Below are 25,559 nucleotides of genomic sequence, written 5' to 3'. Positions count from 1 at the left end.
GCAGTTTAAAGATAGGTAGATTTTTCTGTTTCGATGGCCAATTGATGTTTGCTTTATTTAATGTTAACCTTCTTCCAAAAGTGGAGAGGATACTTTCTGTCCGCATAAAATGATTATCTTCAACCAAATGCACATTGATGAACAAGTTGTACTTTTTTTGGGCCTTGGTCCTATTGGTTTTGGGTTGCAAGGAAAAGCAAACGGAAGTTGAAACTGCCCAAGAACCCGAGTATTATTCAGAACCTTACCGACCACAGTTTCATTTTTCCCCAGAAGCAAATTGGATGAACGACCCCAATGGCATGGTCTACCATGATGGGGTGTACCACTTGTTCTATCAATATTATCCTGACGATACCGTTTGGGGACCTATGCACTGGGGACACGCCGTGAGCAAGGATTTGGTCCACTGGGAACACAAACCCATTGCCTTATATCCGGACGAGCATGGATTGATTTTTTCAGGAAGTGCCGTTGTGGACAAACAAAACACTTCTGGGTTTGCCACAAATGGGGAAACACCTTTGGTGGCTATTTTTACGTATCACAACATGGATGGGGAAAAAGCTGGTAGAACTGATTTTCAAACACAAGGGATCGCTTACAGTCTGGATAACGGCGAAACCTGGACCAAATATGAGGGCAACCCCGTTATCGGCAATGAAGGCATCAAGGATTTTAGGGATCCCAAGGTTACTTGGCATGAAGCATCCAAAAAATGGATTTTGACTTTAGTGGCAGGGGACCACGCCCAATTTTATACCTCGCCCAACCTTAAGGATTGGACATTAGCAGGGCAATTTGGAAAGGAATATGGAGCTCATGGTGGTGTTTGGGAATGTCCAGACCTTTTTCCGTTACGGGTGGAGGGAGAGACGGAGTCCAAATGGGTATTGCTCATCAGTATAAACCCAGGAGCGCCCAATGGAGGCAGTGGCACCCAATATTTTATTGGAAATTTTGATGGTGAAACCTTTACCACTGATCAAAAGGAACCCAAATGGGTAGATTACGGTACCGATAACTATGCTGGGGTTACTTATAATAATGAGCCTAACGGTGATCGAATTTTTATTGGATGGATGAGCAATTGGACTTATGCCAGGGATACACCAACGGAAAAATGGCGAAGCTCCATGACCGTTCCAAGAAAATTGAAACTCAAAAAAATCGGATTGGAGTATTATTTGACCAATTACCCTATAAGTGGAATAGATGGTTTGGCCTCCTCGGAACTTTCCAAAACATGGATTGTGGGTCCAAGTGAAACGACTACAAAAACTATTGAGGGGATGAATCAATCCGTGACCCAACTAAAAACCACATCAAAAGATTTTAGTATCAATTTTAAGAATGCCTTGGGAGAGACTTTGGTTTTGACCTTGGACGCCGATAACAATCAGTTTATTTTGGATCGAAGAAAATCTGGAAAAGTAGATTTTCAAGAGGATTTTGGAAACAAAATCCATATTGCGCCCCTACAACTTTTAGATGGTGATGATTTGGAGTTGAAAATTCTGTTGGATCAATCTTCCATTGAGGTATTTATCAACGATGGTTTGTTGGTAATGACGGAACAAATTTTCCCGAACGAGCCTTATAATTCCATCACCATTCAAAATAAGGATCCTGAAGCCAATGTAACGGTAGAAAGTATCAAAAAAATGGAATCTATTTGGTAATTGGATTGGGGTCTGACCATTGTCAGTTTTTTTGAACTACTTCCTTCCGATCTTTAGGAAAAGTTATTTCCATGCCTGCCACCCAGGAACAACTTGATCATTTGGCCGTCCAATTGGAGGAGGTCATTCATTTGGTCAGGGAACAGGATGAGGAGATTCATTCTAAAACCACCTTGGTGTGCCCTAGATATGTCACAAGCGCTCAAAATCTGATGCATTATGCAGCCTTTCGAAGTCTAGATGTGCGGGGAATGCAAAAATCCTTGAAACAGTTGGGCTTAACCCGTTTGGCAAATGCCGAAGGAAATATTTTGGGAAGTTTGGTGAATTTAAAATCCATGGTGGACGGACTGAGATCCAAACCATCAGATACTGCCGATGCCAACTATTTATCCATTGGTGAGGGAAAGAAAATGTTGCACAAACACACCGACAAGATTTTTGGAGCACCTATAAAAGATAGGAGGGTTCGCATCATGGTAACCCAACCTTCGGAAGCGGCCACCGACTATCACCTAGTTTTGGGCATGGTGAAAAATGGGATGGACTGTGCCCGGATCAATTGTGCCCATGATGGTTCGAAAGTTTGGAAATCAATCATTGAAAACATTCGTAAAGCAGAGCATGAGTGTGCCACTAAAGTGACCATTGCCATGGACCTTGCAGGGCCCAAAATCAGGACAGGAGTAATCCCCGAAGGTCCGAAAATCAAGAAAATCAAATCCTTAAAGAGCGCCCATGGAGAAAAGGGAATGGCATTCATCAAATTGGTTGCGGAAGGGGATAGGGAACTAAAATCCAATGAAATTCCTGTGGATAAACAATGGATGGAGAGTCTTCGTGTTGGGGATGACATCAAACTAAAGGATGCTAGTGGAAGATCAAGAAAAATCAAAGTAGTGCAAATTGATGATGATTATGTCCTTTTACTGAGTCCTAAATCCATCACCTTGGCAACGGGTACCACGTTAAAACCATCCAGGAAAAAATTAAAAACAGGAACCGTTGGGAAACTTCCGGGTATGGAGCAGCATGTGTTGCTTCGGGAAGGCGATTTTCTTTTGGTCGGTTCCCATTGGGACCAAGCGGTTTTGCCCCTTTTTGATAAAGAAGGAAATCTAAAGGAGCCAGCAAGAATTGGTTGTAGTCCCCCAGAAATGGTTCAACGCATGCAAGTTGGCGCACCTATTCTATTTGATGACGGGAAGATTGAAGGGATTGTGGTGGAAACCCATCCTGAATGGTTCAAGGTGGAAATTACAAGGGCTGATGCCAAAGGTTCAAAATTAAAATCGGAAAAGGGCATCAATGTGCCGACCATCGATTTGGGTATTTCCGGATTGACTGAAAAGGACAAGGAAGATTTAAGATTTGTGGCCCAGCATGCCGATATCGTAAACTTCTCCTTTGTAAATACGGAAGATGACGTTCGGGAACTTTTACAGGAAATGGAAAAGCTCGGCGTAAAGGATTCCCTCGGTCTTATTTTGAAGATCGAGACGCAAATGGCCTACAAAAATTTGGTCGGCATTTTGATCACCGCCATGCAGGCCAAGAAAATAGGGGTGATGATTGCCCGTGGCGATTTGGCATTGGAAGTAGGTTGGAAAAATATGGCCATGGTGCAGGAAGGAATCCTGTCCTTTTGCAGTGCGGCCCATATTCCTGTGGTTTGGGCCACCCAGGTTTTGGAAAGTTTGGCCAAAAAAGGAATACCTTCCCGGTCCGAGATTACCGATATTACCTCTTCGGTACAAGCAGAATGCGTTATGTTGAACAAAGGGCCTCATATACATAAAGCCATTTCCTTTTTGGATGAGGTGTTGGTGAACATGGAAAACTCCCATGATAAAAAAGAAGTCATGTTGCCCAAAATGGAATGGTGATTAAAAGGAAAAGGCACCTAGGAAGGTGCCTTAATAGAGACATTAATAACTACAGGAATTTCTTAAGGTTAGTGTTTAGGTAAGCTCAAAAAATATAATTGTAAAGACTGCTAATGAGGGAATAAACGGAAAGTGCAATGGCAAAATACCAAAAGAGGTATCCTAATTTTGCTTCTATAGTGTTCATTTTATTGAGTGTTAGCTTTTCTTCTGAGTTAATTGCTCTTCGAAATTAGTCAAAACACTTTCCCTACAAATTACAATTTTATTCGTTGCAGGAATAAGAACATAATTGGTAAAAAATGCTTTGTAAATGGAAAAACCGCCAAAAGAGCGGTTTTTTACTGAAAAGCATCTCCAATAAATTGTAAATCAAACACTTAAAAATTGGGTAAGTTTCGATTTTAATCCAGAATATAAAGCTTTGGTAATGAATGGGATAAGTGAAAGGTCTAAACCAACGGTGTCCCGTTCAAGCGCTTTTCTATTTTACGCTTTTTTTCGGTCAGGCTTTTCATTACCTCCATTAATTTGGAGTCCTTGGTCTTTTTGTAGATCTCGTTTATGGAAAGAATGAGTTTTTTGGCCTCTCTGGAGGCTTCTACCCTGTCACTGGTAGACATGTGGCTCATGGGTCTGTTTTCAAACTCCGCGGCGTGTGCTAGTAACTCTTGTGTCATTTTCGTTTAAAGTTATGCTCCGTCCGTTAAATATAGTTCATGCCATTATATTTTCTAGCTATGGAACCATCAGATTTTCATATTTATGAAAACATTAAGAGTTTAAAATTCAATACTTTATAAAATGTTAAAATGGCGGTATAACCGTTTCCTTTTAGCCTGTTCAGGTTTAAAATTTTCTGTTTTGAATGATTTAAGTCAACCTTAAAATGAATTGAGGAAAGCCTTCAAAAAATCCATCGGTAGTTTCGGTTTATACAATTTAAAAACTTTCGATATGGCAATTATTGGAAACATTATAAAAGGATTTATTGAAGCGAGGGATACCTTGAGCAAGGAGCGTAATCCCATTGAAGAACAGAAAAAAGTACTTCAAGATCTTTTGGAAAAAGCCAAGGATACCCATTTTGGGGAGCACTATCAATTCCGTAGTATATTGGAATCGGAGAACATCGCAAAAGCTTATGCCGAAAAGGTGCCTTATTTTGATTACAACAAAATTTCCGAGGAATGGTGGTCACGTACTTTAAATGGCGAAGCTGATGTGACTTGGCCCGGCAGTCCCGATTTTTTTGCACTGAGTTCAGGGACTACGGGTAAAAAGTCGAAAAGAATCCCCGTGACCGAAGATATGTTGTCCTCCATCAAAAGTGCCGGGATCAAGCAAATATTGGCCTTGAGCAATTTTGATATGCCCGCCGATTTTTTCGAAAAGGAAATTATGATGTTGGGCAGTTCCACCGATCTACGCGAGCGAAAAGGGCATAAAGAAGGGGAAATTAGCGGAATTAGTGCCAGCAACATCCCTTTTTGGTTCAAAAAATATTACAAGCCGGGGGATGAGATCGCCAAAATAGACGATTGGGACGAGCGTGTGCTCACCATTGCCAAGGAAGCCAAAAATTGGGACATTGGCGCACTGAGCGGTATTCCTTCGTGGATGGAACTGATGTTGAAAAAGGTCATTGAATACCATAATGTGGGGCACATCCATGAAATTTGGCCCAATTTGCAAGTGTACACCTCCGGCGGGGTGGCTTTTGATCCCTATGAAAAGAGTTTTAATGCCCTTTTGGGCAAACCCATTCAAATCATAGATACCTATTTGGCTTCGGAAGGTTTTATGGCTTTTCAGAGCAGGCCAGATACTAACGCCATGACCTTGATCACGGATAATGGAATCTATTTTGAATTTGTGCCCTTTAAACCCGAATACATCAATGAAGATGGATCTTTGGTTGAAAATGCACCATCCCTCACCTTGGGTCAAGTGCAAGAGGATGAGGATTATGTGTTGATCATTTCCACCGTATCAGGAGCTTGGAGGTATGAAATCGGCGACACCATTGCCTTTACAAATGTGGAAAAGGCCGAAATCAAAATAACGGGTAGGACCAAATTCTTTTTGAATACCGTTGGGTCCCAATTGTCCGTGAACAAGTTGAACGATGCCGTGAAGCATCTGGAAGAAGAACTGGATATCAAGATTCCGGAATATACCCTTTGCGCCAAACGTTTTGATGATGGGTTCTATCATTCCTGGTATTTGGGATCAGACGAATCCAAGGACACTACCAAAACGGCCGAAATCCTCGATTCCTTTTTAAAACAGGCCAACAAAAATTACAAGGTGGCCCGATCCAAAGCTTTGGAAGGGGTTAAGGTTTCTTTTGTGTCCCAAGAAGTATTTGCCGAATGGAGCGGGGCCAACAAGAAAAAGGGAGGTCAAGTAAAAATGGAAAGGGTAATGGGTGAGGAAAAGTTTGAAGAATGGGAAGCCTTTGTGGCCCAGGAAATGGAAAGCTAACCGTTTTTGGTCGAATCCATTTCTTCAACCATTTCCAAGATTTCGTCCGGTGATAAGTAATATTGCTTGATCCGTTCCTTGTAGGTGGGATGAATGTCAGAATTGTCCAAAATGAATCGTTTGGTCTTCAAAATATAGTCGGACATACCGTGGGTTACCGCAAAGGAATCCGCGGCACGTTCGGCTTTTTTTACAAATTCCTTCAAAAGAACATATCTAAACCCAAACCCGATGAGGTTGAGCCCACTTCTGTGTTGATAATCCATGATGTGTCCCATTTCGTGACCCAGCCATCCCACCAAAACATCCGAAGGAACGTCAACAGTTTTAAATTCTTCCCCGGTTATCTTGAACTTTTCACTGATCAAGATGGTGTAATCCCGCTTGTCCTTGGATCGGAACAATGCCCCAAAGGTAGGTTGTGCCTGCATCACCGACTTTTTTATGTTCTTCTTGAACTTGAATTCAATAGGAATATCTTTCAGTTCAGGATAGTGCATCAAGGCAATCCGAACCTCTTTTTCTATGCTTTTCGGTATTTTTTTATGGGGATGTGACACAAATTGTGATATGATCGATAAACCTGTTATGAACAGTAATAATTGTTTAAGTCTTTTTCTCAAAACTAATAGGTAAAAAAAGGGGAAACCTATGGTTGTCCCCCTTTTTAAGGTGTTAGTGTTTATTTTTAAAACTGGTATCGGATACCCAAGGCAATATCGAGGTCCAGATCGTCTGAGTAACTATCGTTAAACCCGAGCTCCGGCCTCATATCCAGGGAGATCACCAATGGAATGTCAAAATCGTATTCAATACCCAAGTCACCGGCAACCAAGGCAAAGGCGCCATCGTTGTCACCGGCATCAAAGGAACCTACACCACCACCGGCACCCACATACCAATGGAATCCTCCGTCAATTGGCATTACCCACTGATAAAGACCTACCAATTTAAAGGCATCCACGTTATTTGAATCCCTCCAACCGAGGTCAAATTCCAATCTGTTGTTTTCTTTTAAGTACCGTTGATAGGAGATTTCCCCGCCGAAACCGTCATTGTCCCCAACACGGATACCCAGGGCGTTTTTGGCTATACTCTGGGCGCTCATCGCTGTGGCTCCCATTAAAAAAAGAATGATAAAGATATTTTTCATGATGTGTTTATTTTGACACAAAACTAGATCAGGGCCGATGGGAGGCTTGTCTCATTTCGATCAAACATTGATCCATTACCAATTAAAGAATTGTTAAAGAAGTGGCTTGAGGAATTTGAAGAGCCCTTCGAGAAACTTGCGCCAAAAGGGCCTGTTGCGAAAGCGTTCCAAGGTCATGATATCCGCTTTTTTACACACGGCAAAGAATTCTTCCTTGAGTTCCGAAGTGATCTGCTGATCGTAGATCAGGATGTTGGCCTCGTAATTGAGTTCAAAACTACGGATGTCAAAATTTCCGGACCCGATGGAGACAAGATCATCATCCACCACCAAAATCTTGCTATGCGAAAAATCTTCCCGCAAATAAATGTTCACCCCAATGGTGAGCAATTCTTCAAACTGGGAAAACATGGCAAATTGGGCGGCTATGGAATCTGATTTTTTTGGTATGAGCAAGGTGACATCCACGCCTTCGAGGGCAACGATCTTTAAGGTCTGCAGAAAGGCTTCCCCAGGTAAAAAATAGGGATTGGCGATTAAAATGGATCGTTGGGCCTGGTTCATCATGCTGATGTATTGCTGCATGATTGCCGGATGATCGGAATCTGGTCCGCCGACCACCACCTGGGCACAAGCAGAACCTACTTCATCCTGTTCAAATAAATAGTCCTTTATCTGAAAATGTTCATTCTTGCTAGCAAAATAATAGTCCTTCAAAAAAACCAGATGGATGTCATTAACAATTGGGCCTTCCAATTTTAAGTGGGTATCCTTCCATTTGCCCAGTTCGCTCTTCCACTTGATGTATTTGTCCGAAACGTTGACCCCTCCGGTAAAGGCGACTTTGTTATCGATGACCACAATTTTCCTGTGGTTACGAAAATTGAGGGAAAACAATAGGTTGTTCAACCGAATGGGCATCACTGGATGTATGTCGACCCCAATATCCTGAAACTTTTTTTTGGGCTCCCCTCTGAGGTGGTAACTGCCGAGGGAATCATACAAGATTCTTACCTGCACCCCTTCCTTGATTTTCCTTTCAAACAGTTCCAGCATTTTGTCTAAAAGTCCGCCTTGTTCCAAAATGTAATATTGCATATGGATAAAGTGTTTGGCTTCTTCCATAGCCTTGAAAAGGGCATTGAAGGTTTGGCCACCATCCTGCAGCACGGTGATTTTGTTGCCACAAGTGGCCATGGTATCGGCATTGGCATTAATGAGGGTGCTGAGTCTCTTCTTCCGGATGTCGGAATCAAAATTTACCCGAAACTTTTCAAGGGTAGACTGTCCAGGGAATCTATAATGTCTTCTTCTCTCAAAATCCTTGCTGTTGTAAAACTTGAACTTTCTTCGGTTCATCCCGAAGAGATAATACAACACCACTCCAAGATAAGGCAGCGCAACAATGGCCAATACCCAACTTATGGATCGGGAAGGGCGCCTACCATGGTAGATCACGGCACCAATGGCCCAAACGGTCAAAACCAGATATAGTATGGTGAATAGTGCTTTCACGGGATTTGTTCAAGTGTTCAACTAAGCTAATGCGTAAAATTGAAATTTCAAGTTTTTCAAATCGGGGAATGATACCCCAACAAAAAACTCTGGCAGTAATTGCCAGAGTTGTGTATATGGAATAACGATATCCTATTGGGGATCGTCATCGGTGACCTCTTCAATTTTGTCGCCGACCTTGTCAGCGGCATCTTCAATCTCATCCCCGGCTTCTTCAACACCATCTTTAACTTCTTCTATGGCGTCTTCCATCTTATCTTCCTTTGTTTCCCTGCAACTGGTCATACTCATGGTAAAGGCCATGGACATGAACAGTATTAATAAACTAATTGATTTTCTCATGGTTCTGTGTTTTTAAGTTAATGATTCTATTTGTTTTCTAATTTCTAGATCCTTTTTCTACCGGTTATCAGCGAAATGATAAACAATACAATAAAGATGAAGAATAGGATTTTGGCTATACTGGCCGCACCTGCGGCGATTCCACCAAAACCGAAAATTCCGGCCACAATGGCCAAGATTATAAAAGTGACTGTCCAACGTAACATATTTTCAGGTTTTAGATTAATGCCTGACTAACTCTTAATCAGTACATTACAAATTTCGTGATCTAAATGCTGGGTCGTTGTCGCTATCGGTTTTTATGTTGACTCATTAGCTATAGCAATTGACCAACATGATGCTTTACATATTATAAGTGATATTGTTCAGGAAGAATTCATTCGACATGAGGTTAGCTTTAAGGTTTTCTTCAGGTGGATTCTGGATGAAATCCTTAAGATCTTCAACTTTGGTATCATTGGACAACCAAAAATCGGTCTGTTCATTGGGAACGATGATAGGGGCCAGATTGCTGATGTCGTGATAGCTCGAAACAAAGGAACCCATCCTACTGGTGATGAGAGCGGTGCACTGAAACCCATCTTCCAGGGTGTTGTAGACCCCGGCCAATAAAAAAGGTCGTTCATCAGGTTTACATAAATAATAACTGCAGGTGTTCCCATTCTTGATCATATGGGTGTAAAATCCGGTGACCACGATCAGGCACCTTCGTTTGTGGAACGATTCCTTCATCCAATCTACCTGTTCCAAATCAGACAATTGAACATTCAGGGTGTTGGCATTGTTCTGGAATATGTACCAATCTTCCTTAAAGTTTTGGGGCATAAGTCCCCAAATGGCGAAAGTAATCTCCCGTTGGTTATCCGTAGTGACCACAGAAAGGTTGGTCTCGTGGAACCCGTTGATCAACGGATTTTGGGTATACAGGTTGGGATACTTAAAAGGAATGCCAAACTCCTTTTCAATGTCATTTTTTTCCGCGGCATTTGAAAGTTTGTAAATCATAGCGTTTTCAATTTTGGCACAAGTAACTGGTTATTTCAAAAATTGGTTGACTCAAAAGGGTTTAATGATGATGCTTTTGCGTTAAAATCTGAGAATTCAAAATAAATGTGAATGGTGATTGCGTAGGATCAAACAAAACCTATCTTTATGGGTTGGCGCAAAATGTATAAACCTTGATCAGCCTGGTACACTTATGATAAAAATTTATATAGAAGCACAGAAAACCGCCGACTCGGTGGAGCAAGTGCGAAAAGTTATAGGTGGTACCATTACGGAACGATGGGGGCAATATACCCTCAACGTTGATAGTGATAAGGCCCGCGGCCATATGAGCTTTATTGAGTTTGAGTGGGGTGTTAGCCTGGTGGAGTATGAGTTGACCTTTTTTGATGAGGTGATGATCATGGTGGACACCTCAAAATTTAACCCGATCAATTTTTACTATTGTTTGGAAGGGTATAGTGGGCACAAGTTTGGTCATGAATCCACTGATGAGATCAAATTCATTGAACAATTTCAGTCCGTGATCTTGACCAATAGGAACGGAGGGGTGAGCGATCGTTATTTTCCAAAAGATGTGACCGTTTCCCTAAGTGTGATCCAGGTGCGCAGAAAAGAATTTTTGAATAGAAGGTTGAATCAGGGCGACTCTCTCAACAAGCACTTGTACGAGGTGTTTTTGGATACCGACCATGAAAGGGTTTTCGCTTATTTCGGGTCGTACAACCTAAAAATGGCCGATTTGATGACGGCTCTACGCCAAGTGAAGGGCAAGGGAATGATCCGTATCATGCAGATTGAAGGATTGGTCTACCAGATCCTGTCCATGCACATTATGCAGCACAACAAGGAAGTAAAGAAAAAGCATCTTCCTACTTCGCTGTTAAAGAGAGAGTTGAAGGAAATAAGGGATTACGCCAAAAAAATAGAGGACAATATTGCCAAGGAATTTTCTTTGGAAGAGATTTCCGCTGAAACCGGACTTACCCAGGCCAAATTGCAGGAAGGTTTTAAGTTGCTGTACAACAAAACGGTAACGGAATACATCAGGAATGCCAGGCTGGAAGTGGCCCGCGACCTGATTGCCAATTCAGAGATGAACATTTCGGAAGTGGTATACTCCATAGGTTTTACCAGTAGGAGCTATTTCTCCAAGATTTTCAAGGAAAAGTTTGGGGTAAGCCCTAGCGACTTTATGACCAGCAAGCGAAAGTAGAGGCTATCCGGTTTAAATCCATTTCAATGTTAATTTAATGTTTCGTAATCGTAAACTTATTTTGCGATTTATCCTATTTTTGTAAAAAATTAAGGTTTGGAGATTCATTGGAGACATCTATCGGCGGCAAAGGCACTGGACCAAGTACAGCGCATCAATTTGGAGTATGCGGTACAACTACAGGTCATTCGCATTTTGATCAATGAAGCCGAACATTTAATGGATTACCTTTCCCTTATCGTTTTGGAAATCGATTGCCGAAACGGACAGCTATCTGTTCATAACGATACCCCGGAACCTTTATATGCTTTGGTGGAACGCAATTTCGTTCAGGTGAATGCTGCCCAAGAAGAAGTTGAAAAAGAGGCGTTCTCGGATTTGCAGACCTCATTGTTGGCTATTTCTTAATTCATCCCAATTCTCTGTTTCCTTATTGCTTGAGCTGGACTTTGTTCGGTTTTTTGTTCTTGTATAATGCTAAAAAACAAAACCCCCGCAATCCTTGTGGATGCGAGGGTTTGTGGTGGTACCTCCAGGAATCGAACCAGGGACACACGGATTTTCAGTCCGTTGCTCTACCAACTGAGCTAAGGTACCATGCCCTAAAGCGGGTGCAAATATAATTTCAAAATTAGGATATACAAACAAAAAGAAGAAAAAAGGCATCGAATTTTTTCCAATTCTCGATCTTTGTATCATGAACCTTGTGATCGACATCGGGAATACCTTGGTAAAATATGCCGTTTTTGAAAACGGAAAGATCATTTACGACCAAGCCTCTGAGTCGGGATTGTTCTTGTCCAAGGTCAAGGAACTCTTTGAGCGGTATCCTAAAATCGGTCATGCCATCATTTCCTCTGTTGGCAAATTGGACCACAAGGAGCGGGATATTCTAGCCTTGTTCTGCAAGGTGCATGTCCTTTCCAGTGCTTCCAAAGTACCTTTCAAAAACAGCTATGCCACCCCCCACACCTTGGGAGTAGATCGTTTGGCGTTGGCCACAGCTGCGTTTTACCAAAATCCATCAGGGAATACCTTGGTCATTGATGCGGGTACCTGCATTACCTATGAGATGGTGAACAATGCAGGTGAATATATGGGTGGGGCCATCTCGCCAGGTATTCGTATGCGCTACAGGGCCATGCACAACCAAACTGCCGGACTTCCACTATTGGAGCCTGAGGATTTTATCGACTTCATCGGAAATGCCACCCAATCCTGTATGCACAGTGGTGTGATCAACGGGGTAGCCTGTGAAGTGGACGGGGTGATTGACCAGTATCGTGCACGCTTTCAACATTTAACAGTTATTTTAACAGGCGGTGACTCCCATTTTTTTGCCAAAAGGCTAAAAAACACCATATTTGCGAACTCCAAATTTCTCTTGGAGGGGCTTAATGGCCTGCTGGAATACAACAAAGACTAAATGGTTAAAAAAATTCTGATTGCATTTTTTTGCGTGATGGCCCATGGCATGTTCGCGCAAAATGGGACCATTTCACCATACTCTTATTTTGGTATCGGGGATCATAGGGACCAAGGTTCTGTGGAAAACCAAATGATGGGAGGTGTCTCCATGTATGGGGACAGTATCCACATCAACTTGACCAACCCTGCTGCCTACTCCAAGCTAAGGTTGACAACCTATACCGCTGGAATTTCACGTAAAGAATACCGATTGAAGGATTGGTCCGAACAACAGAACACCTCGGTCACCACCTTGGATTATTTGGCGATTGCATTTCCGCTCTCCCAAAAAATAGGAATGGGGTTCGGGGTTATGCCGTTTACTTCGGTAGGGTATAGCCTTAACGATACCAAGACCAATAGCAATGGGGCAGAAGTGACCAATATTTATACGGGTGATGGCGGATTGAACCGCTTGTATGCTTCCATCGGTTTTGAGCCCTTAAAAAATCTGAGCCTGGGAGTCACCGCCAATTTTAATTTTGGGTCCTTCAAATACCAAAGGATACAAAGCGTGGAAGGAGTGCAATTTGGAACCTTGGACGATCGTCAGTCAAAGATCAACGGCTACGATTTTAATTATGCCTTGAACTATACCCCCAAGATCAAGGATAAGTACACCTTGTTTGCTTCCGTTTTGGTGAACACACAAGGCAATTTGGTATCAAAGAACACCCAAACATTGGGGTCGTTCTCCCTTGTCAATGGCAACAATGTGGAAGTGGTGGATGTAAATTTGGATGCCACCAATTTAAGGAACACCGAGTTGAAGATTCCGACCCGTACCACTTTGGGCCTAGGTTTTGGGGAGGATAAAAAATGGTTCATGGGGGCCGAGTATAGTTTTCAACAGTACAGCGATTTCGACAATAGCTTCTTGGGGCTCCAAAATGTAATCTATAATGATGCCTCTACGTATGCCTTCGGGGGGTATTGGGTTCCAGATTACAGGGCACTTTCCGGATATTTTAAAAGGGTTACCTACCGGGCAGGGCTACGCTATGATGTAAGCGGTTTGGAGGTCAATGGAAAAGAGATAAACAATTTTGGCATAACTTTTGGTCTAGGTATGCCGTTGGGTGGTTCCTTCTCCAATGCAAACATCGGTTTTGAGTTGGGTAGACGGGGAACCACGGACGCAAACCTCATAGAGGAAAGTTATTTGAAGATCAATATAGGTTTATCCTTAAATGACGTATGGTTTCAGAAAAGAAAAATAAATTGATGGGGCCATTTTTTTAAAAATTGATAAATAACCACCCATTAGGGATCCTTTAGGAGGATTTTATAATGAAAATTTGTACTTTAACCACTTTAAAATTAGTAAGATGAAAAAGAGACACTACTTAACAATGATAACGGTCGTTATGTTGACGGGATTAAGTATGGCCCAGGCACAGAACCCCGAGTGCATGACGAATCTTTCCATTTACGCAGAACATGCCAAAGTGAAAAATTATGATGCAGCTTACGAACCATGGAAAATGGTTTACGAAAGCTGCCCCGATATCAATAAGGCCAACTTTTCCTATGGGGAAAGAATATTGGAACATAAAATTGACAAGTCATCCGGAGCGGAAAAAGATGGTTTCATCCAAGATTTGCTAGCCCTGTATGACAACAGTATCAAATATTTCCCAACAAACTATTCTAAGGCCGATGTGGCCATAGACAAGGCTTTGTTGTTGTATGAAAATAAAATGGCTTCTGATGAGCAATTGTTCAGTATGTTGGACAAAGGTTTTAAAGAGGACAGGGAAAACTTCACCAATCCAAAGGCGCTTTATCTGTATTTCTCCAGCTTGGTAGATTTGCACGGTGCCGGTAAAAAAGAACTTCAAGACGTTTTTGATACCTATGATGACGTAACTGCCAAATTGGATGAGGAAAACCAAAAGTTGACGGATGCCCTTCAAAAGTTGTTGGAAAAAGAGGATGCTGGTACTGCTCTAACCTCTAAAGAGGCCAAATTGAAAAGTGCCTATGAAACCAACTCCGAATCTTTCGGTAAAGTGGCCAGTAGTGTCGATTCTAAATTGGGTGCCCTTGCCGATTGTAACAACTTGATTCCTCTTTACGAGAAAAACTACGAGGAGAAAAAAGGAGACGTGAAATGGGTTAAAGGTGCCGTTGGTAGAATGTTCTCTAAGGAATGTACCGATGACCCTATGTTCAGGAAATTGTTCGAGGCCCAGTTGGCCCTTGATCCATCAGCCGATGCTTATATGTATTCAGGTGTATTGAAACAAAAAGCTGGAGATAACAGCGGAGCTGTAGCCGATTTCAACAAAGCGGTATCCTTGGAGACGGATTCCTATAAAAAATCCAACATCCTATACAAAATTGCAACCAGTGTACGCAGAAGCAGTGCATCACAAGCAAGAAACTATGCCCTTAAGTCCATAGAGGCCAACGCATCCAATGGAAAAGCGTATTTGTTGATCGCCAACTTGTATGCCGGTAGTGCCAACGATTGTGGTAGCACACCATTCGAGAAAAGGGCTATTTACTGGAAAGCTGCTGAAATGGCAAGAAAAGCTGGTAGGGTAGACCCTGCGCTTAGTGGCCATGCTAGCCAAACTGCGGCCAGCTATGATGCCAAAGCACCTACCAAGGAAATGATATTCAGTTCCGGTATGGCAGGTAAAACGGTGAGCTTTAGCTGCTGGGTAGGTGGTAGCGTTACAGTGCCTAATCTATAAGTTTGATACGAACATCACGAAATATTTTAAAGTGTTTTGCCACGGTTTTTACCGTGGCAATCCTTTTTATGTCCTGTGAGGATGAATACAAAAGGGTAGGCGAAGAAGCCGTCAAACCTATTTTTCCCCAGGGTGTTGCCCAAAACTTCACCTTGACCTATACCGAAACCATAGAAGCAATGAGTTCGCAAGATTCTGCCAACTCCAAGGTCATCGCAGTGCTTACCAGTCCCATTTCTGAAGATTTCGATAACCAAAGCTTTAAATTCCGTACCTTTCCTAAAGGACTCAAGGTGGATTTCTTTGACGAGAAAGGCCAAAAAAGTGTGGTTACCGCGGATTTCGGAATTATTTATTCACAGACCAATTTGATTGATTTGCAGGGTAACGTGGTCATTGAAAGTTTTGACGGAAAAAAACTTGAAACCGAGCAATTATATTTGGATAGAAGCAACAACTGGATATTTACCGAGGCCGCTTTTACTTATACCAATCCTGATGACGGAACCGTAATGGACGGGGAGGGAATGGATTTCAACAAAGATTTTAGCTTTTTTAAAGCCAACAAGACCTTTGGTCTTATGACCATAAAAGAAGAAGAGGAACTACAATGATCAAGATTTTAAGATACACCGAATACCTGTACTTGGCCGTAGCCGCATTATCACTTTATAAGATAGCCACCCTTTGGAGCATCAACCCAAAGGATACTTACATTTTTATCTTTTTTGCCGTGGTTTCCGTGGCCATGTTCGTATTTAGAAGACGCTACCGGAAACGTTTTGAACAGAGACAGAAGGAAAACCAATAACCGTCTTGGACACTTCGATCATCATCATACTCCTTTGCCTGCTGTTCTCGGCATTTTTTTCGGGAATGGAGATTGCATTCATTTCCGCCAATAAAATCCATATTGAGATCGAGAAAAAGCAGGAAGGGTTTTTGGCAAAGGTGTTGGGACTTCTTACGGAAAAACCTTCCAAGTTTATTGCAACCATGCTTATTGGCAATAATATTGCCTTGGTGGTCTATGGAATGTTCATGGGTGAAGTACTTATGGAATGGTTCCAGGGCATGTTGCCCACCGGATCCGAATTTTTGAATTCCGTCCTGACCGATTTCAGCCTATTGACCCAAACGATCATATCGACCCTTATCATTTTACTGACGGCGGAGTTTTTGCCAAAAGTCTTGTTCCAGATTTACGCCAACACCCTGTTGAAATTGTTTGCGATTCCGGCCTATATCTTTTATGTGCTGTTTTCGTTCATTTCATGGTTCGTGATCAAGGTATCCGATTTTATCCTTCGGGTGTTCTTTAAGACCAAAGGGGATGAGGTGCAACTTTCCTTTACCAAATTGGAACTTGGCGACTATATCAACGAACAAATGGAAACGGTACAGGAAGAAGATGAAGTGGATTCCGAAATACAGATTTTCCAGAATGCCCTTGAATTTTCTACCGTAAAGGCAAGGGAGGTCATGGTGCCCCGGACCGAAATCACGGCCGTGGAACTTAATGATACCCCAAAAAATCTGACCAAACTGTTCACCGAGACAGGTTATTCCAAAATATTGGTCTACAAGGAAAATATTGATGAGATCATTGGCTATGTCCACTCCTATGAATTGTTCAAAAAACCGAAGACCATCAAAAGCATATTAATGCCAGTGGAGTTGGTTCCTGAGACCATGTTGATCCAAGATATTTTGAACGTGTTGACCAAAAAGCGCAAGAGCATGGCGGTGGTGTTGGACGAATATGGCGGAACCGCAGGTATTTTGACCGTGGAGGACATCATCGAGGAACTTTTTGGCGAAATAGAGGATGAGCATGATACCACTGATCTGTTGGAAGAGCAGATCGGCGATAACGAGTACCGTTTCTCGGCCCGATTAGAGGTGGACTACATCAACGAAAACTATAAACTGGAGCTGCCCGAAGGGGAAGAGTACGAAACTTTGGGAGGTTTGATAGTGAACAAGACCGGGGAAATCCCGGAACAGGACTCCGAAGTAATCGTAGATCGGTTTACCTTTAAAATCCTCGAAGTGTCCAATACCAAAATTGATTTGGTTAGTGTTCGTATCAATACTGAGGATTAACAATTTCCGCAGCTTTTTAAGCTTTCCTATTTGAAAAGAAAGTGGTATTTTCGCCCACTGAATTTAAAGAAACACGCAGTAAAATGGCAATATTAGAGAGTATTAGAAAACGGACAACCGTTTTGATCTTGATCATAGGTCTGGCTTTGTTCGCATTTGTAATATCCGGAGTTTTCAAAAGTGATGGTTTTGGAGGGGGTAAAGTAGGTTCTTCTGTGGCCGAAGTAAATGGTGAGGATATTTCCATTGAGGATTTTAGGAGTAAGGTAGAAACCGCTTCTAGAAGCTATCCCCCAAGTTTTACATCCATGCAACTGGTGAACATGGTATACGATCAAGAAGTTCGTAAAGCCATCCTGAACCAACAGTTCCAAGATTTGGGCATTGATGTGGAAAGCGATCAGATCATTGAGTTTGTAAAAACTTCTGGTTACGCCCAAATCCCAGATTTTCAGGATGAGAACGGAATATTCAATGAAGAGGTTTTCAAAAGTGCCATTGCCGATTGGAGGGCCAACGATCCGTTGCGCTATGATGCATGGTTACAGGATGAAAAAGCCATTATTGAAGCTGCCAAAGAGCGAATGTATTTCAACTTGATCAAAGGTGGTGTGGGTGCTACATTGGCCGAGGGAAAATTCGATTACAAATTGGCCAATGACAAAGTGGACATGCAGTTTGTTCGAGTTCCGTATACGTCAATTGCAGATAGTACCATTGAAGTTTCCAAGGAGCAGATCCAAAAGTATATTGATGCTCACAAAACTTTGTTCGAACAGAATGTGGCCCGTGATATCCGTTTCGTTTATTTTGAAGAAAAGCCTTCTGGAACAGATGAAAACAACGTAAAAGCAGAAATTACTGCTTTGTTGGATGATACCGTGGAGTATTCTGAAGGAAGTGATTCCTATGATACCGTTCCAGGTTTCAGGACTACCAAGGACATGGCCGCATTTTTGGATAGACACTCCGATATCAAATTCGATACCATCTACAAGGCTAAAAATGACTTACCTTCTTCTGTAGCCGATACTTTGATGGCTTTAGGAGTAGGTGAAATCTATGGTCCTTACAAGGATGGCGATTACTACAAACTTTCTAAGATCATGGATAAAAAATCCAATGGATCGGTAAAGTCCAGCCATATTCTTATTGCCTATGCTGGTGCGGAAAGAGCGGGATCCGAGATTACAAGAACCAAAGAGGAAGCGGAGGAAACAGCTAAAAAATTGTTGGCGGAAGCTAAAGGTGCAGATGCCAATTTTGCCGCTTTGGCAAGGGAAAACTCTGATGACCCAACAGCTGCGCAACGTGCTGGGGATATCGGATATTTTCAAGAATCCAATGTGAGATTGGCCGAGGCTTATCGCAAGTTTCTCTTTTCACATGAAACGGGAGAAATAGGAATGGTAGAAACCCCTTTCGGTTTCCACGTGATAAAAATTGATGATAAGCAGAACATTGTACAAGTTGCTACTTTGGCGAGGGAACTTCAACCTTCCGAAGAAACCATCAACGGTATTTTTACCGATGCCACCAAGTTTGAGATGGCCAGCATGGATTCTGAACCAGAGAATTTTGGTGACATTGCCAGGGAAAGTTCCTTTACGGTCAGACCAGTGAACAAAATAGGGGAAATGGATGAAAACCTTCCAGGTCTTGGTGCACAACGAAGTGTGGTTCAATGGGCATTTAATGCGGATACCAATGTAGGGGATATTAAAAGATTCAATGTAACCAATGGTTATGCCGTGGTTCAGTTGACGAAAAAATACAAAAAGGGATTGATGTCCACAGAAGATGCTTCTGCCATGGCATTACCTGAGATCAGAAAGGAAATCAAAGCGGAACGAATCATTGCCGCCAACAAGGGGAAAGCTTTGGAGGCCATTGCTTCAGATAACAATGTAAGTTTAAGTAATGCTTCTGCCGTAACCATGAAAGCCCCAACATTGCCAGGTGCAGGTCGTGAGGCTTTGGTAGTAGGAACTGCTTTTGGATTGGACCAAGGACAGACCTCCAATTTGATCAAAGGGGAAACTGGTGTTTTCATGCTAAAAGTGACCAAAAAAGAAGCTGCTCCTGAGGTAGATAACTTCAGTACCTATGCCAATACTTTGCGTAGCAGTGCTGCTGCTAGGGTGAACGGTGCCGTTTACAATGCCTTGAAAGAAAAGGCAGAAATCGAGGACAACAGAGGAATCTTTTACTAGGATTCTTTACAACTAGAAATAGAAAACCTCCCAAATTGGGAGGTTTTTTTGTTTAAGAAGAATTGTTATGTAAATCACGACCGTTCATGGTCGTCCCATTTCATTTTATAACAGATTCCTGTAATCTTCCCATCTGCATCAATAGTGATTTCAAAACCTTGTTTGGTCCGGAAATAGGCATCACGCAGAAAATACCATTTACCATCGCGGAAAAAATACTCTCTTTTATCCGGTTTCCATTCCGGGAGAGGATAAATGGCATCCAATACGACTTGGAATAAAGGAGCGGATTTGTCATTTAAAACGAAATCTTCCCTTATAAAATGCATCAGTTTGGGTAAGTTGGTGTTTTTGCCGATAGTTTCAAATGGTTGTACTTGTTGTCCGTCATCAATTACAATGAACAAATTGGAGTCTTTATTTTTTTGTCCATACAGGTTTTGGATTTCCTGGTTGATGTGGTATACTTTGTGCCGAAGTACTTTAGCAATGTTGACCGAATCCATTTCTGTGTAATAGGACTTGCAATTTTCTTGCATGAAACGATCCAAGCGTTCAGTGGCGAGTTTGTTGCTTTGGCAGTGACCAATGTAATTGGTAAAGTAAAATCCCATGCTCAAGATTAGGACAATGCTTTTGTGAAATAACATGGTAGCTGCATTTAATGATCAGCACCAAACTTAATGGCTACGATTTATAAATATGGGGTAGAATTGATGAATATGGGGTTTGGATGGATGGGGGGATAAATTGGATTGGCTTAATATAATTTTTATAAAACAAAAAGGAGGCCAAGTAGAAACCAGGCCTCCCAAAATTTTAAATGTTTGAATTATTTATTTCTTTATCAGATTCCAGTAATTAAAAACTGGAAATTGAAGTCTATTGGTTTGAAGGTGTTTTGGTAAAAAGACTTTCGGAACCTGGATAATTGGCATTGGCATTAATTTCAACTTGTGGGTATAAAAACCTCTGCGGAATATCCGACGCTTGATTGTTTTTTATTGGGACACCAATACTATTATTTGTTCTTCTTACGTCATGGAATACTTGTAGTGAGCCAGGTAGTGAAATATACTTTTCCTCAATGATTTGAGATACAAGATCGTTTCCGCTAGCTCCTGAATGAGGAAATTCTGCATTATACTTGCCAGCCAAATAATCTCTAACTTCATTAAAAGGAGCAAGTCCATCATCTCCAGCTCTTGCTAAGGATTCCGCTTGAATTAGTTTAGTTTCAAGATATGAAACAACCGGGAAGGCAGCATCAATAGCAAAGTAACCTCCTTGATTGGTGTTTAATTCAAGATTTTCAACATCGAAATAGTGTATTAATCTTTCTGAATCTCAGGGGGTTTCCAACAGTCTTGGTTTTGTGCCGTCTAAAAGTTGTACTAAAAGAGGATCATTACATATACCTAAGTAACCGGCCCTTTGTTCAACTATAAATTGCCAAAACATGTTCTCTTGAAAATCTGTTGCACTATGATAGGTAAGTAAGTCGCCTTCTGGTGCCGAAATTCCGTTCGCTGCTGCTAATGCGGCATTCTCATACTCTTTTGCAATAAGATAATACCTTGCTTTTAAACTGAAAGCGATTTCTCTCCAAGTTGCACTGTTCTGGACGTATATGGAAGATCCATATCCATTTGAAACAGTCGTATTTTCAACTTTTACAATCGCTTGATCAAGAATTTGTTGTACACCTTCTAAAACTTGCAATTGATTGTCATAAGTTGGATTTGGAAACTCAGTAGCGTTGGCCGCTTCTGTAAAAGGAACATTTCCAAATAATGCTGCTGCTTCACCTGTAAGTAATGCTTCCATTATCTGTGCCACCCCTTCGAGAACAATATCCCCGTCAGTTGAAGCTTTCTCTTGCACGTATTTGGCTTGTCCAATACCAGAGGCAAAAATATCGGTCCAGGTATCGTCAAAGTCACCTGCAATTACATTATAGTTTTCATAAGAGATGAACTGTCTGTCGCAACCACTAAACTGATCAGTAAAAATACCAGCGTACCTAGCGGCTTGACTCTCCGATATTTTTGAAGCGGTTAGCATAGCTTGTCCGATAACTAATGATCCTGGGGCATCTGTAAAGTTATTGGGATCAATATTAATGTCTTCAACATAACTCTCACAGGATATTATGGCAAGGATTGCCAGAAATACAAATGATATTTTAAATTGCTTTTTCATTTTTTTTAATTAAAGAGTTAGCCTAACAGTGAATAAATAAGATTTTGTACTGGGGTTGGTAAAATAATCCAATCCTCTTCCTTTTGAAGCTCCGGTCAAATTTGACTCAGGATCGGTTCCTTGAATATCTGTCCACAGAACCAAGTTTCTGCCGGTCAATGAAAAATCAAGACTAGTGAATCCTATTGCTTCAACAACTTTTGACGGCAAGGAATATCCTAGCGAAACTTCCCTCAACCTTGTCCAAGAGGCGTCTTTAACAAATTGACTTGTGTTGGCTCCAAATCCTCCGCCTAAATCAGTATACCAATCTGCATCCAATGCTACAGGACCCCCGCCAAAATCATATATGTTTCCTCTAAAAGTGGTTCCGGCCGGATAAACTTCTCCATAGTAATTGGCCAATGGTATGTCAGAGGTTGATTCATTTGCGGTTTCTGGGTGTATACCAAAGTATTTAAGTACACCTTCTGTACCTGTCCACATATCATTGCCTTGTGAAGTATCTACAAAGGCAGAAATATTGAAGCCTTTAAATGAGAATGTTGTCCCTAAACCACCACGCCAATCGGGGTTTGGGTCTCCAAGAACAGAGCTTTCAGGATCTGCTATTGGGAAACCATTGCTGTCCAATTGTAACGTGCCATCTTCATTTCTAAGAAAATCATTTCCCCAAATTACACCGAAAGGCTGCCCTTCTACTACAGAGGAAGTACTTCCAGTAAATCCGTTAAGACTATATTCCGCCACACCGCTCAAATCCTCAACCATGTTCTTGTTCTTTGACCAGTTGGCGGTAATTTCCCAAGAAAGATCTTGGGTAGATATGATTTTATAACTCAAATCAAGCTCTATCCCTTTATTGGATATTTCGGCTGCATTTGATAAATAGTTTGAAAACCCTGTTGACGGTGCTAAATCAATCGGTAAAATAACATCTTCGGTTACCCTATCGTAATAAGTACCACCTATAGAAAGACGACTATTGAAGAATCTCAAATCAGCTCCAATCTCATATTCTTTAACCCTTTCTTCCTTTAAATTTGGATTACCTAGGGTTGTGCTACGAGTAAAAGGGTTGCCATAAACAGAAGCAGCAAGCCCATCTCCCCATCCGGAGACCAAACCTCCTGGACTAAAAGTAGTTGAAGATGCATAAGCAGATGGTTCAATACCAACTTCTCCATAGGATGCACGCAATTTACCGAAGCTCAAAATATCTGATTCTCCAATAAGCTTGGAAAAGGACCATCCTATTGCCGCACTTGGGTAAAAAATATTTTTATCTAAGGTGCTGGGCCTCTCATACCTGGCAGTAAGTTCAAAATATAACTGTTGCCATGCTTCAGCATTCAAAACCCCATATACACCAGATTTTCTTGTTTCTTGCATAAAGGATGAAGGGAGTTCATTGCTACCTTCGGCATTTCCAAAGATTCTGAGGTCATCCACGAAGGGATTGGTAAAATTGGTTGAGGAACCTGATAATCTATGATAATCATTTGACTCCAATTGAGCACCCAAAATACTTGTGAATCCAAAGTTTTCATTTTGTACCCAATTAGAGGTAAAAAATGTGTTGAGCGTCTGACTTTTTTCTTTGATTTCATCCCTTGAGAATGAACCAGATGGAAAACTACTTGATCGAACCGGGAAGAAAGTTTCTCTGATATCATTGTAATAGTCGATACCATATCTGACAGTTACGCTGTGCTTATCAAGGAACATCCAAACCAGCTCAGGATTGATTATGAACCGTTCAACCACGTTTGGATTGTCCTGTTCATATATGGTCCATCCGGGGTTGTTATAAGCAGGTGTTGATGAGCCAATTTGGTTTCGATATCCCCTATGGGAGTTTAGGGTTGCAACACCATTGGCATTATAATAGGTTCCGATATAATCCGAATTGTCAAAATCAGGGGAAGTTCTCAGATATCCCAGATATAAACCACTTGTATTGGATCCGGTTTGAATCCTATCCGAATTGACTTTAGAGTATTGAGAGTTTAACTTCAACGTAATTTTATCGGTTAATTCAGCCTCATGGTTAAATCGAACGTTAAACCTTTTGTAATTGGAATTCCCCTTAATAATACCTTCTTGATCCAGATTTGAAATGCTGAACAATGAACGACTATCTTGACCATTGAAACCAATCGAAAGGTTGTTTTCAAGTGTGAGTCCTGTCCTGAAAATTTGATCTCTGTTTGAGCGATTGTAAACTGACCTTGAATTTTTTCCTTGCGCGACAATATAATTATATATTGATCCATCCCTTGCTTCAAAATAACCTGCCGAAGCATCAATTTCATCAGCAGCTCCAGATCTTTCACTAATCTTGTCTCCCCATGAGAAACCAGTATTCGGGACAAAAATTCCGTTATGGTCTGCTATGTCACCAGTTGACCAATACAAAGGATAGCCTTGACCAAATTTCCCTTGCTTTTCATGCTCCACAAGGACTTCATCAAAGGCAACGGAACTTTTAATGCTTACGGATAGCTTCCTTCCCCCCGAAGCACCTCTTTTTGTTTTGATGACAAGCACACCGTTCGCTGCACCGGTTCCATAGACGGCAGCAGCGGCAGCTCCTTTTAGTACGGTTACACTTTCAATATCTTCAGGGTTAATGTCATTTAACCTGGATTGTTGTACAACTCCAGCTGTATTGCTGCCAACACTTGTATTTGAAATCTGAACCCCATCAAGAATAATCAAAGGAGATCCGCTTCCTAAAATTGTATTTTGGCCTCTAATTTGAATGTATGCGCCTGCTCCTGGGTCTCCTGTAGATTTTGTAATAAGCAATCCTGATGTTTTTCCTGTCAGGCTCTGAATTACCCCGGTCTCTCCAGATTTTTTAAGAGCGTCAACATTAACTGCAGTTGATGAACTTAAATCTTCATCTTTCTTTTTCTCAAGTCCTAATGCAGTAAGGACCACTTCTGCGAGAACTTGGGCGTCCTCCTGCATTTGGACATTTATTACAGCAGAGGAACCAACTGTCCGTTCCACAGTTTTTTGTCCGATGTAGCTGAAGCGCAAGGTGCCTCCTACGCTTGCCATGATGGAGTAATTTCCATCAAAGTCGGTTTGGGTTCCGACGGAAGTTCCCACTACCAAGATCGATACCCCCGGAAGTGGTAGGCCATCCTGATCGGTCACCGTACCTGAAACATTTTTTTCTTGAGCCAGAACTGTTCCAAATACAAAGAGAAACAGCCCGAGCACCATCCAATACTTTTTGGTTTTCATACAAATTTGATTAAAGTTAGTTAGCGCAATCGCGCAAGGCAGGAGGTAAAATCTTATTTGTAGGCTAAATCAAATAATCTTCCTAAACAATGAAATTTGGGGAAGAAGTAAGTTTTAGAGCCCCCACCTTGTGGATTGCCGAGCAAAAAAACTAAAAGATTCAACGGCACTTGTTAAGGCTTAAAAACCTTTACAACATTCCCGATAGGGATTTACATTTACAATTTCCAGTGGATTTTCAAAAAGGAATTCTTGTGATTTTTGGTTGGGAATAAGAAATGAAAACACGGTTAGCATTTGGTCAAAAAGGAGGAAATGCAGGATA

Annotated in this window: 22 protein-coding genes and 1 tRNA gene; 12 read left to right on the top strand and 11 right to left on the bottom strand. The window is 41.6% G+C overall.

Features of this window, described 5'->3' with window-relative positions; genetic code table 11:
• Window positions 1-137: 137 nt before the first annotated feature.
• Window positions 138-1,682 (top strand): glycoside hydrolase family 32 protein, encoded by a 1,545-nt coding sequence (locus tag LKX84_RS06025; RefSeq protein ID WP_228236234.1) that lies wholly within the window; start codon window positions 138-140, stop codon window positions 1,680-1,682.
• Window positions 1,683-1,753: 71 nt separating this feature from the next.
• Window positions 1,754-3,568: a pyruvate kinase gene (locus LKX84_RS06020; protein WP_228236233.1), complete on the top strand. Its 1,815-nt coding sequence runs from the start codon at window positions 1,754-1,756 to the stop codon at window positions 3,566-3,568.
• A gap of 452 nt (window positions 3,569-4,020) precedes the next feature.
• Here LKX84_RS06020 and LKX84_RS06015 read toward each other — a convergent pair whose 3' ends face one another.
• The gene (locus LKX84_RS06015; RefSeq protein ID WP_228236232.1) at window positions 4,021-4,248 is read right to left on the bottom strand and encodes a hypothetical protein; all 228 of its coding nucleotides are present in this window, start codon (window positions 4,246-4,248) and stop codon (window positions 4,021-4,023) included.
• Window positions 4,249-4,525: 277 nt separating this feature from the next.
• Between LKX84_RS06015 and LKX84_RS06010 the strand changes: the two genes are divergently transcribed.
• On the top strand, window positions 4,526-6,055 hold the full coding sequence (locus LKX84_RS06010; RefSeq protein WP_228236231.1) for a GH3 auxin-responsive promoter family protein: 1,530 nt from the start codon (window positions 4,526-4,528) through the stop codon (window positions 6,053-6,055).
• On the opposite strand, the gene LKX84_RS06005 is transcribed toward LKX84_RS06010, so the two are convergent.
• The 6 genes from LKX84_RS06005 to LKX84_RS05980 all read right to left on the bottom strand — a co-directional run bounded on the left by LKX84_RS06005 (window position 6,052) and on the right by LKX84_RS05980 (window position 10,070).
• Entirely contained in the window at window positions 6,052-6,615 is a 564-nt protein-coding gene (locus tag LKX84_RS06005; protein ID WP_228236230.1) for a hypothetical protein, read from the bottom strand. The two genes, LKX84_RS06010 and LKX84_RS06005, sit on opposite strands and share 4 nt — an antisense overlap.
• 128 nt (window positions 6,616-6,743) lie before the next feature.
• Window positions 6,744-7,208: a hypothetical protein gene (locus LKX84_RS06000; RefSeq protein ID WP_228236229.1), complete on the bottom strand. Its 465-nt coding sequence runs from the start codon at window positions 7,206-7,208 to the stop codon at window positions 6,744-6,746.
• A 93-nt stretch (window positions 7,209-7,301) separates the two neighbouring features.
• Entirely contained in the window at window positions 7,302-8,723 is a 1,422-nt protein-coding gene (cls, locus tag LKX84_RS05995) for a cardiolipin synthase (RefSeq protein WP_228236228.1), read from the bottom strand.
• A 132-nt stretch (window positions 8,724-8,855) separates the two neighbouring features.
• Complete coding sequence (locus LKX84_RS05990; protein ID WP_228236227.1) at window positions 8,856-9,065, bottom strand: hypothetical protein; 210 nt, start codon at window positions 9,063-9,065, stop codon at window positions 8,856-8,858.
• 44 nt (window positions 9,066-9,109) lie between these two features.
• On the bottom strand, window positions 9,110-9,271 hold the full coding sequence (locus tag LKX84_RS05985) for a DUF1328 family protein (RefSeq protein ID WP_228236226.1): 162 nt from the start codon (window positions 9,269-9,271) through the stop codon (window positions 9,110-9,112).
• Between the two features lie 136 nt (window positions 9,272-9,407).
• Window positions 9,408-10,070: an SOS response-associated peptidase family protein gene (locus LKX84_RS05980; protein WP_228236225.1), complete on the bottom strand. Its 663-nt coding sequence runs from the start codon at window positions 10,068-10,070 to the stop codon at window positions 9,408-9,410.
• 193 nt (window positions 10,071-10,263) lie between these two features.
• Here LKX84_RS05980 and LKX84_RS05975 point away from each other — a divergent pair, with 193 nt between their 5' ends.
• Together LKX84_RS05975 and LKX84_RS05970 are read left to right on the top strand one after the other, a co-directional pair.
• The gene (locus tag LKX84_RS05975) at window positions 10,264-11,286 is read left to right on the top strand and encodes a helix-turn-helix domain-containing protein (protein ID WP_228236224.1); all 1,023 of its coding nucleotides are present in this window, start codon (window positions 10,264-10,266) and stop codon (window positions 11,284-11,286) included.
• Window positions 11,287-11,382: 96 nt separating this feature from the next.
• Window positions 11,383-11,694 (top strand): hypothetical protein, encoded by a 312-nt coding sequence (locus LKX84_RS05970; RefSeq protein ID WP_228236223.1) that lies wholly within the window; start codon window positions 11,383-11,385, stop codon window positions 11,692-11,694.
• Between the two features lie 113 nt (window positions 11,695-11,807).
• Here LKX84_RS05970 and LKX84_RS05965 read toward each other — a convergent pair.
• A tRNA-Phe gene (locus LKX84_RS05965) sits at window positions 11,808-11,883 on the bottom strand.
• Window positions 11,884-11,983: 100 nt separating this feature from the next.
• On the opposite strand from LKX84_RS05965, the gene LKX84_RS05960 reads away from it, so the two are divergent.
• From LKX84_RS05960 to LKX84_RS05930, 7 genes are all read left to right on the top strand, one after another.
• Window positions 11,984-12,712 carry a type III pantothenate kinase gene (locus LKX84_RS05960; protein WP_228236222.1) on the top strand — a complete coding sequence of 243 codons (729 nt, stop codon included), beginning with the start codon at window positions 11,984-11,986 and terminating at the stop codon, window positions 12,710-12,712.
• A complete protein-coding gene (locus LKX84_RS05955; protein ID WP_228236221.1) occupies window positions 12,713-13,978 on the top strand; it encodes a hypothetical protein in 1,266 nt (421 codons plus the stop codon).
• A gap of 103 nt (window positions 13,979-14,081) precedes the next feature.
• On the top strand, window positions 14,082-15,455 hold the full coding sequence (locus LKX84_RS05950; RefSeq protein ID WP_228236220.1) for a hypothetical protein: 1,374 nt from the start codon (window positions 14,082-14,084) through the stop codon (window positions 15,453-15,455).
• 2 nt (window positions 15,456-15,457) lie between these two features.
• A complete protein-coding gene (gene lptC, locus LKX84_RS05945) occupies window positions 15,458-16,069 on the top strand; it encodes an LPS export ABC transporter periplasmic protein LptC (RefSeq protein WP_228236219.1) in 612 nt (203 codons plus the stop codon).
• On the top strand, window positions 16,066-16,266 hold the full coding sequence (locus LKX84_RS05940; protein ID WP_228236218.1) for an NfeD family protein: 201 nt from the start codon (window positions 16,066-16,068) through the stop codon (window positions 16,264-16,266). Before lptC ends, LKX84_RS05940 begins: the two co-directional genes overlap by 4 nt.
• 5 nt (window positions 16,267-16,271) lie before the next feature.
• Window positions 16,272-17,561 carry a hemolysin family protein gene (locus LKX84_RS05935; RefSeq protein WP_228236217.1) on the top strand — a complete coding sequence of 430 codons (1,290 nt, stop codon included), beginning with the start codon at window positions 16,272-16,274 and terminating at the stop codon, window positions 17,559-17,561.
• Window positions 17,562-17,644: 83 nt separating this feature from the next.
• Complete coding sequence (locus LKX84_RS05930; protein ID WP_228236216.1) at window positions 17,645-19,774, top strand: peptidylprolyl isomerase; 2,130 nt, start codon at window positions 17,645-17,647, stop codon at window positions 19,772-19,774.
• Window positions 19,775-19,848: 74 nt separating this feature from the next.
• Here LKX84_RS05930 and LKX84_RS05925 read toward each other — a convergent pair whose 3' ends face one another.
• The 3 genes from LKX84_RS05925 to LKX84_RS05915 form a co-directional block, all read right to left on the bottom strand.
• Window positions 19,849-20,424, bottom strand: coding sequence for a hypothetical protein (locus tag LKX84_RS05925; RefSeq protein ID WP_228236215.1), 576 nt, complete (start codon window positions 20,422-20,424; stop codon window positions 19,849-19,851).
• 697 nt (window positions 20,425-21,121) lie between these two features.
• A complete protein-coding gene (locus LKX84_RS05920; RefSeq protein ID WP_228236214.1) occupies window positions 21,122-21,976 on the bottom strand; it encodes a SusD/RagB family nutrient-binding outer membrane lipoprotein in 855 nt (284 codons plus the stop codon).
• 9 nt (window positions 21,977-21,985) lie between these two features.
• On the bottom strand, window positions 21,986-25,234 hold the full coding sequence (locus LKX84_RS05915) for a SusC/RagA family TonB-linked outer membrane protein (RefSeq protein WP_228236213.1): 3,249 nt from the start codon (window positions 25,232-25,234) through the stop codon (window positions 21,986-21,988).
• Window positions 25,235-25,559: the final 325 nt, after the last annotated feature.

Source organism: Allomuricauda sp. M10 (assembly GCF_020782875.1).
In the GTDB taxonomy this organism is placed as follows: Bacteria; Bacteroidota; Bacteroidia; order Flavobacteriales; family Flavobacteriaceae; genus Flagellimonas.
The sequence above is the reverse complement of the archived record's forward strand: the minus strand, read 5'-3'. Positions and strand labels throughout refer to the sequence as shown.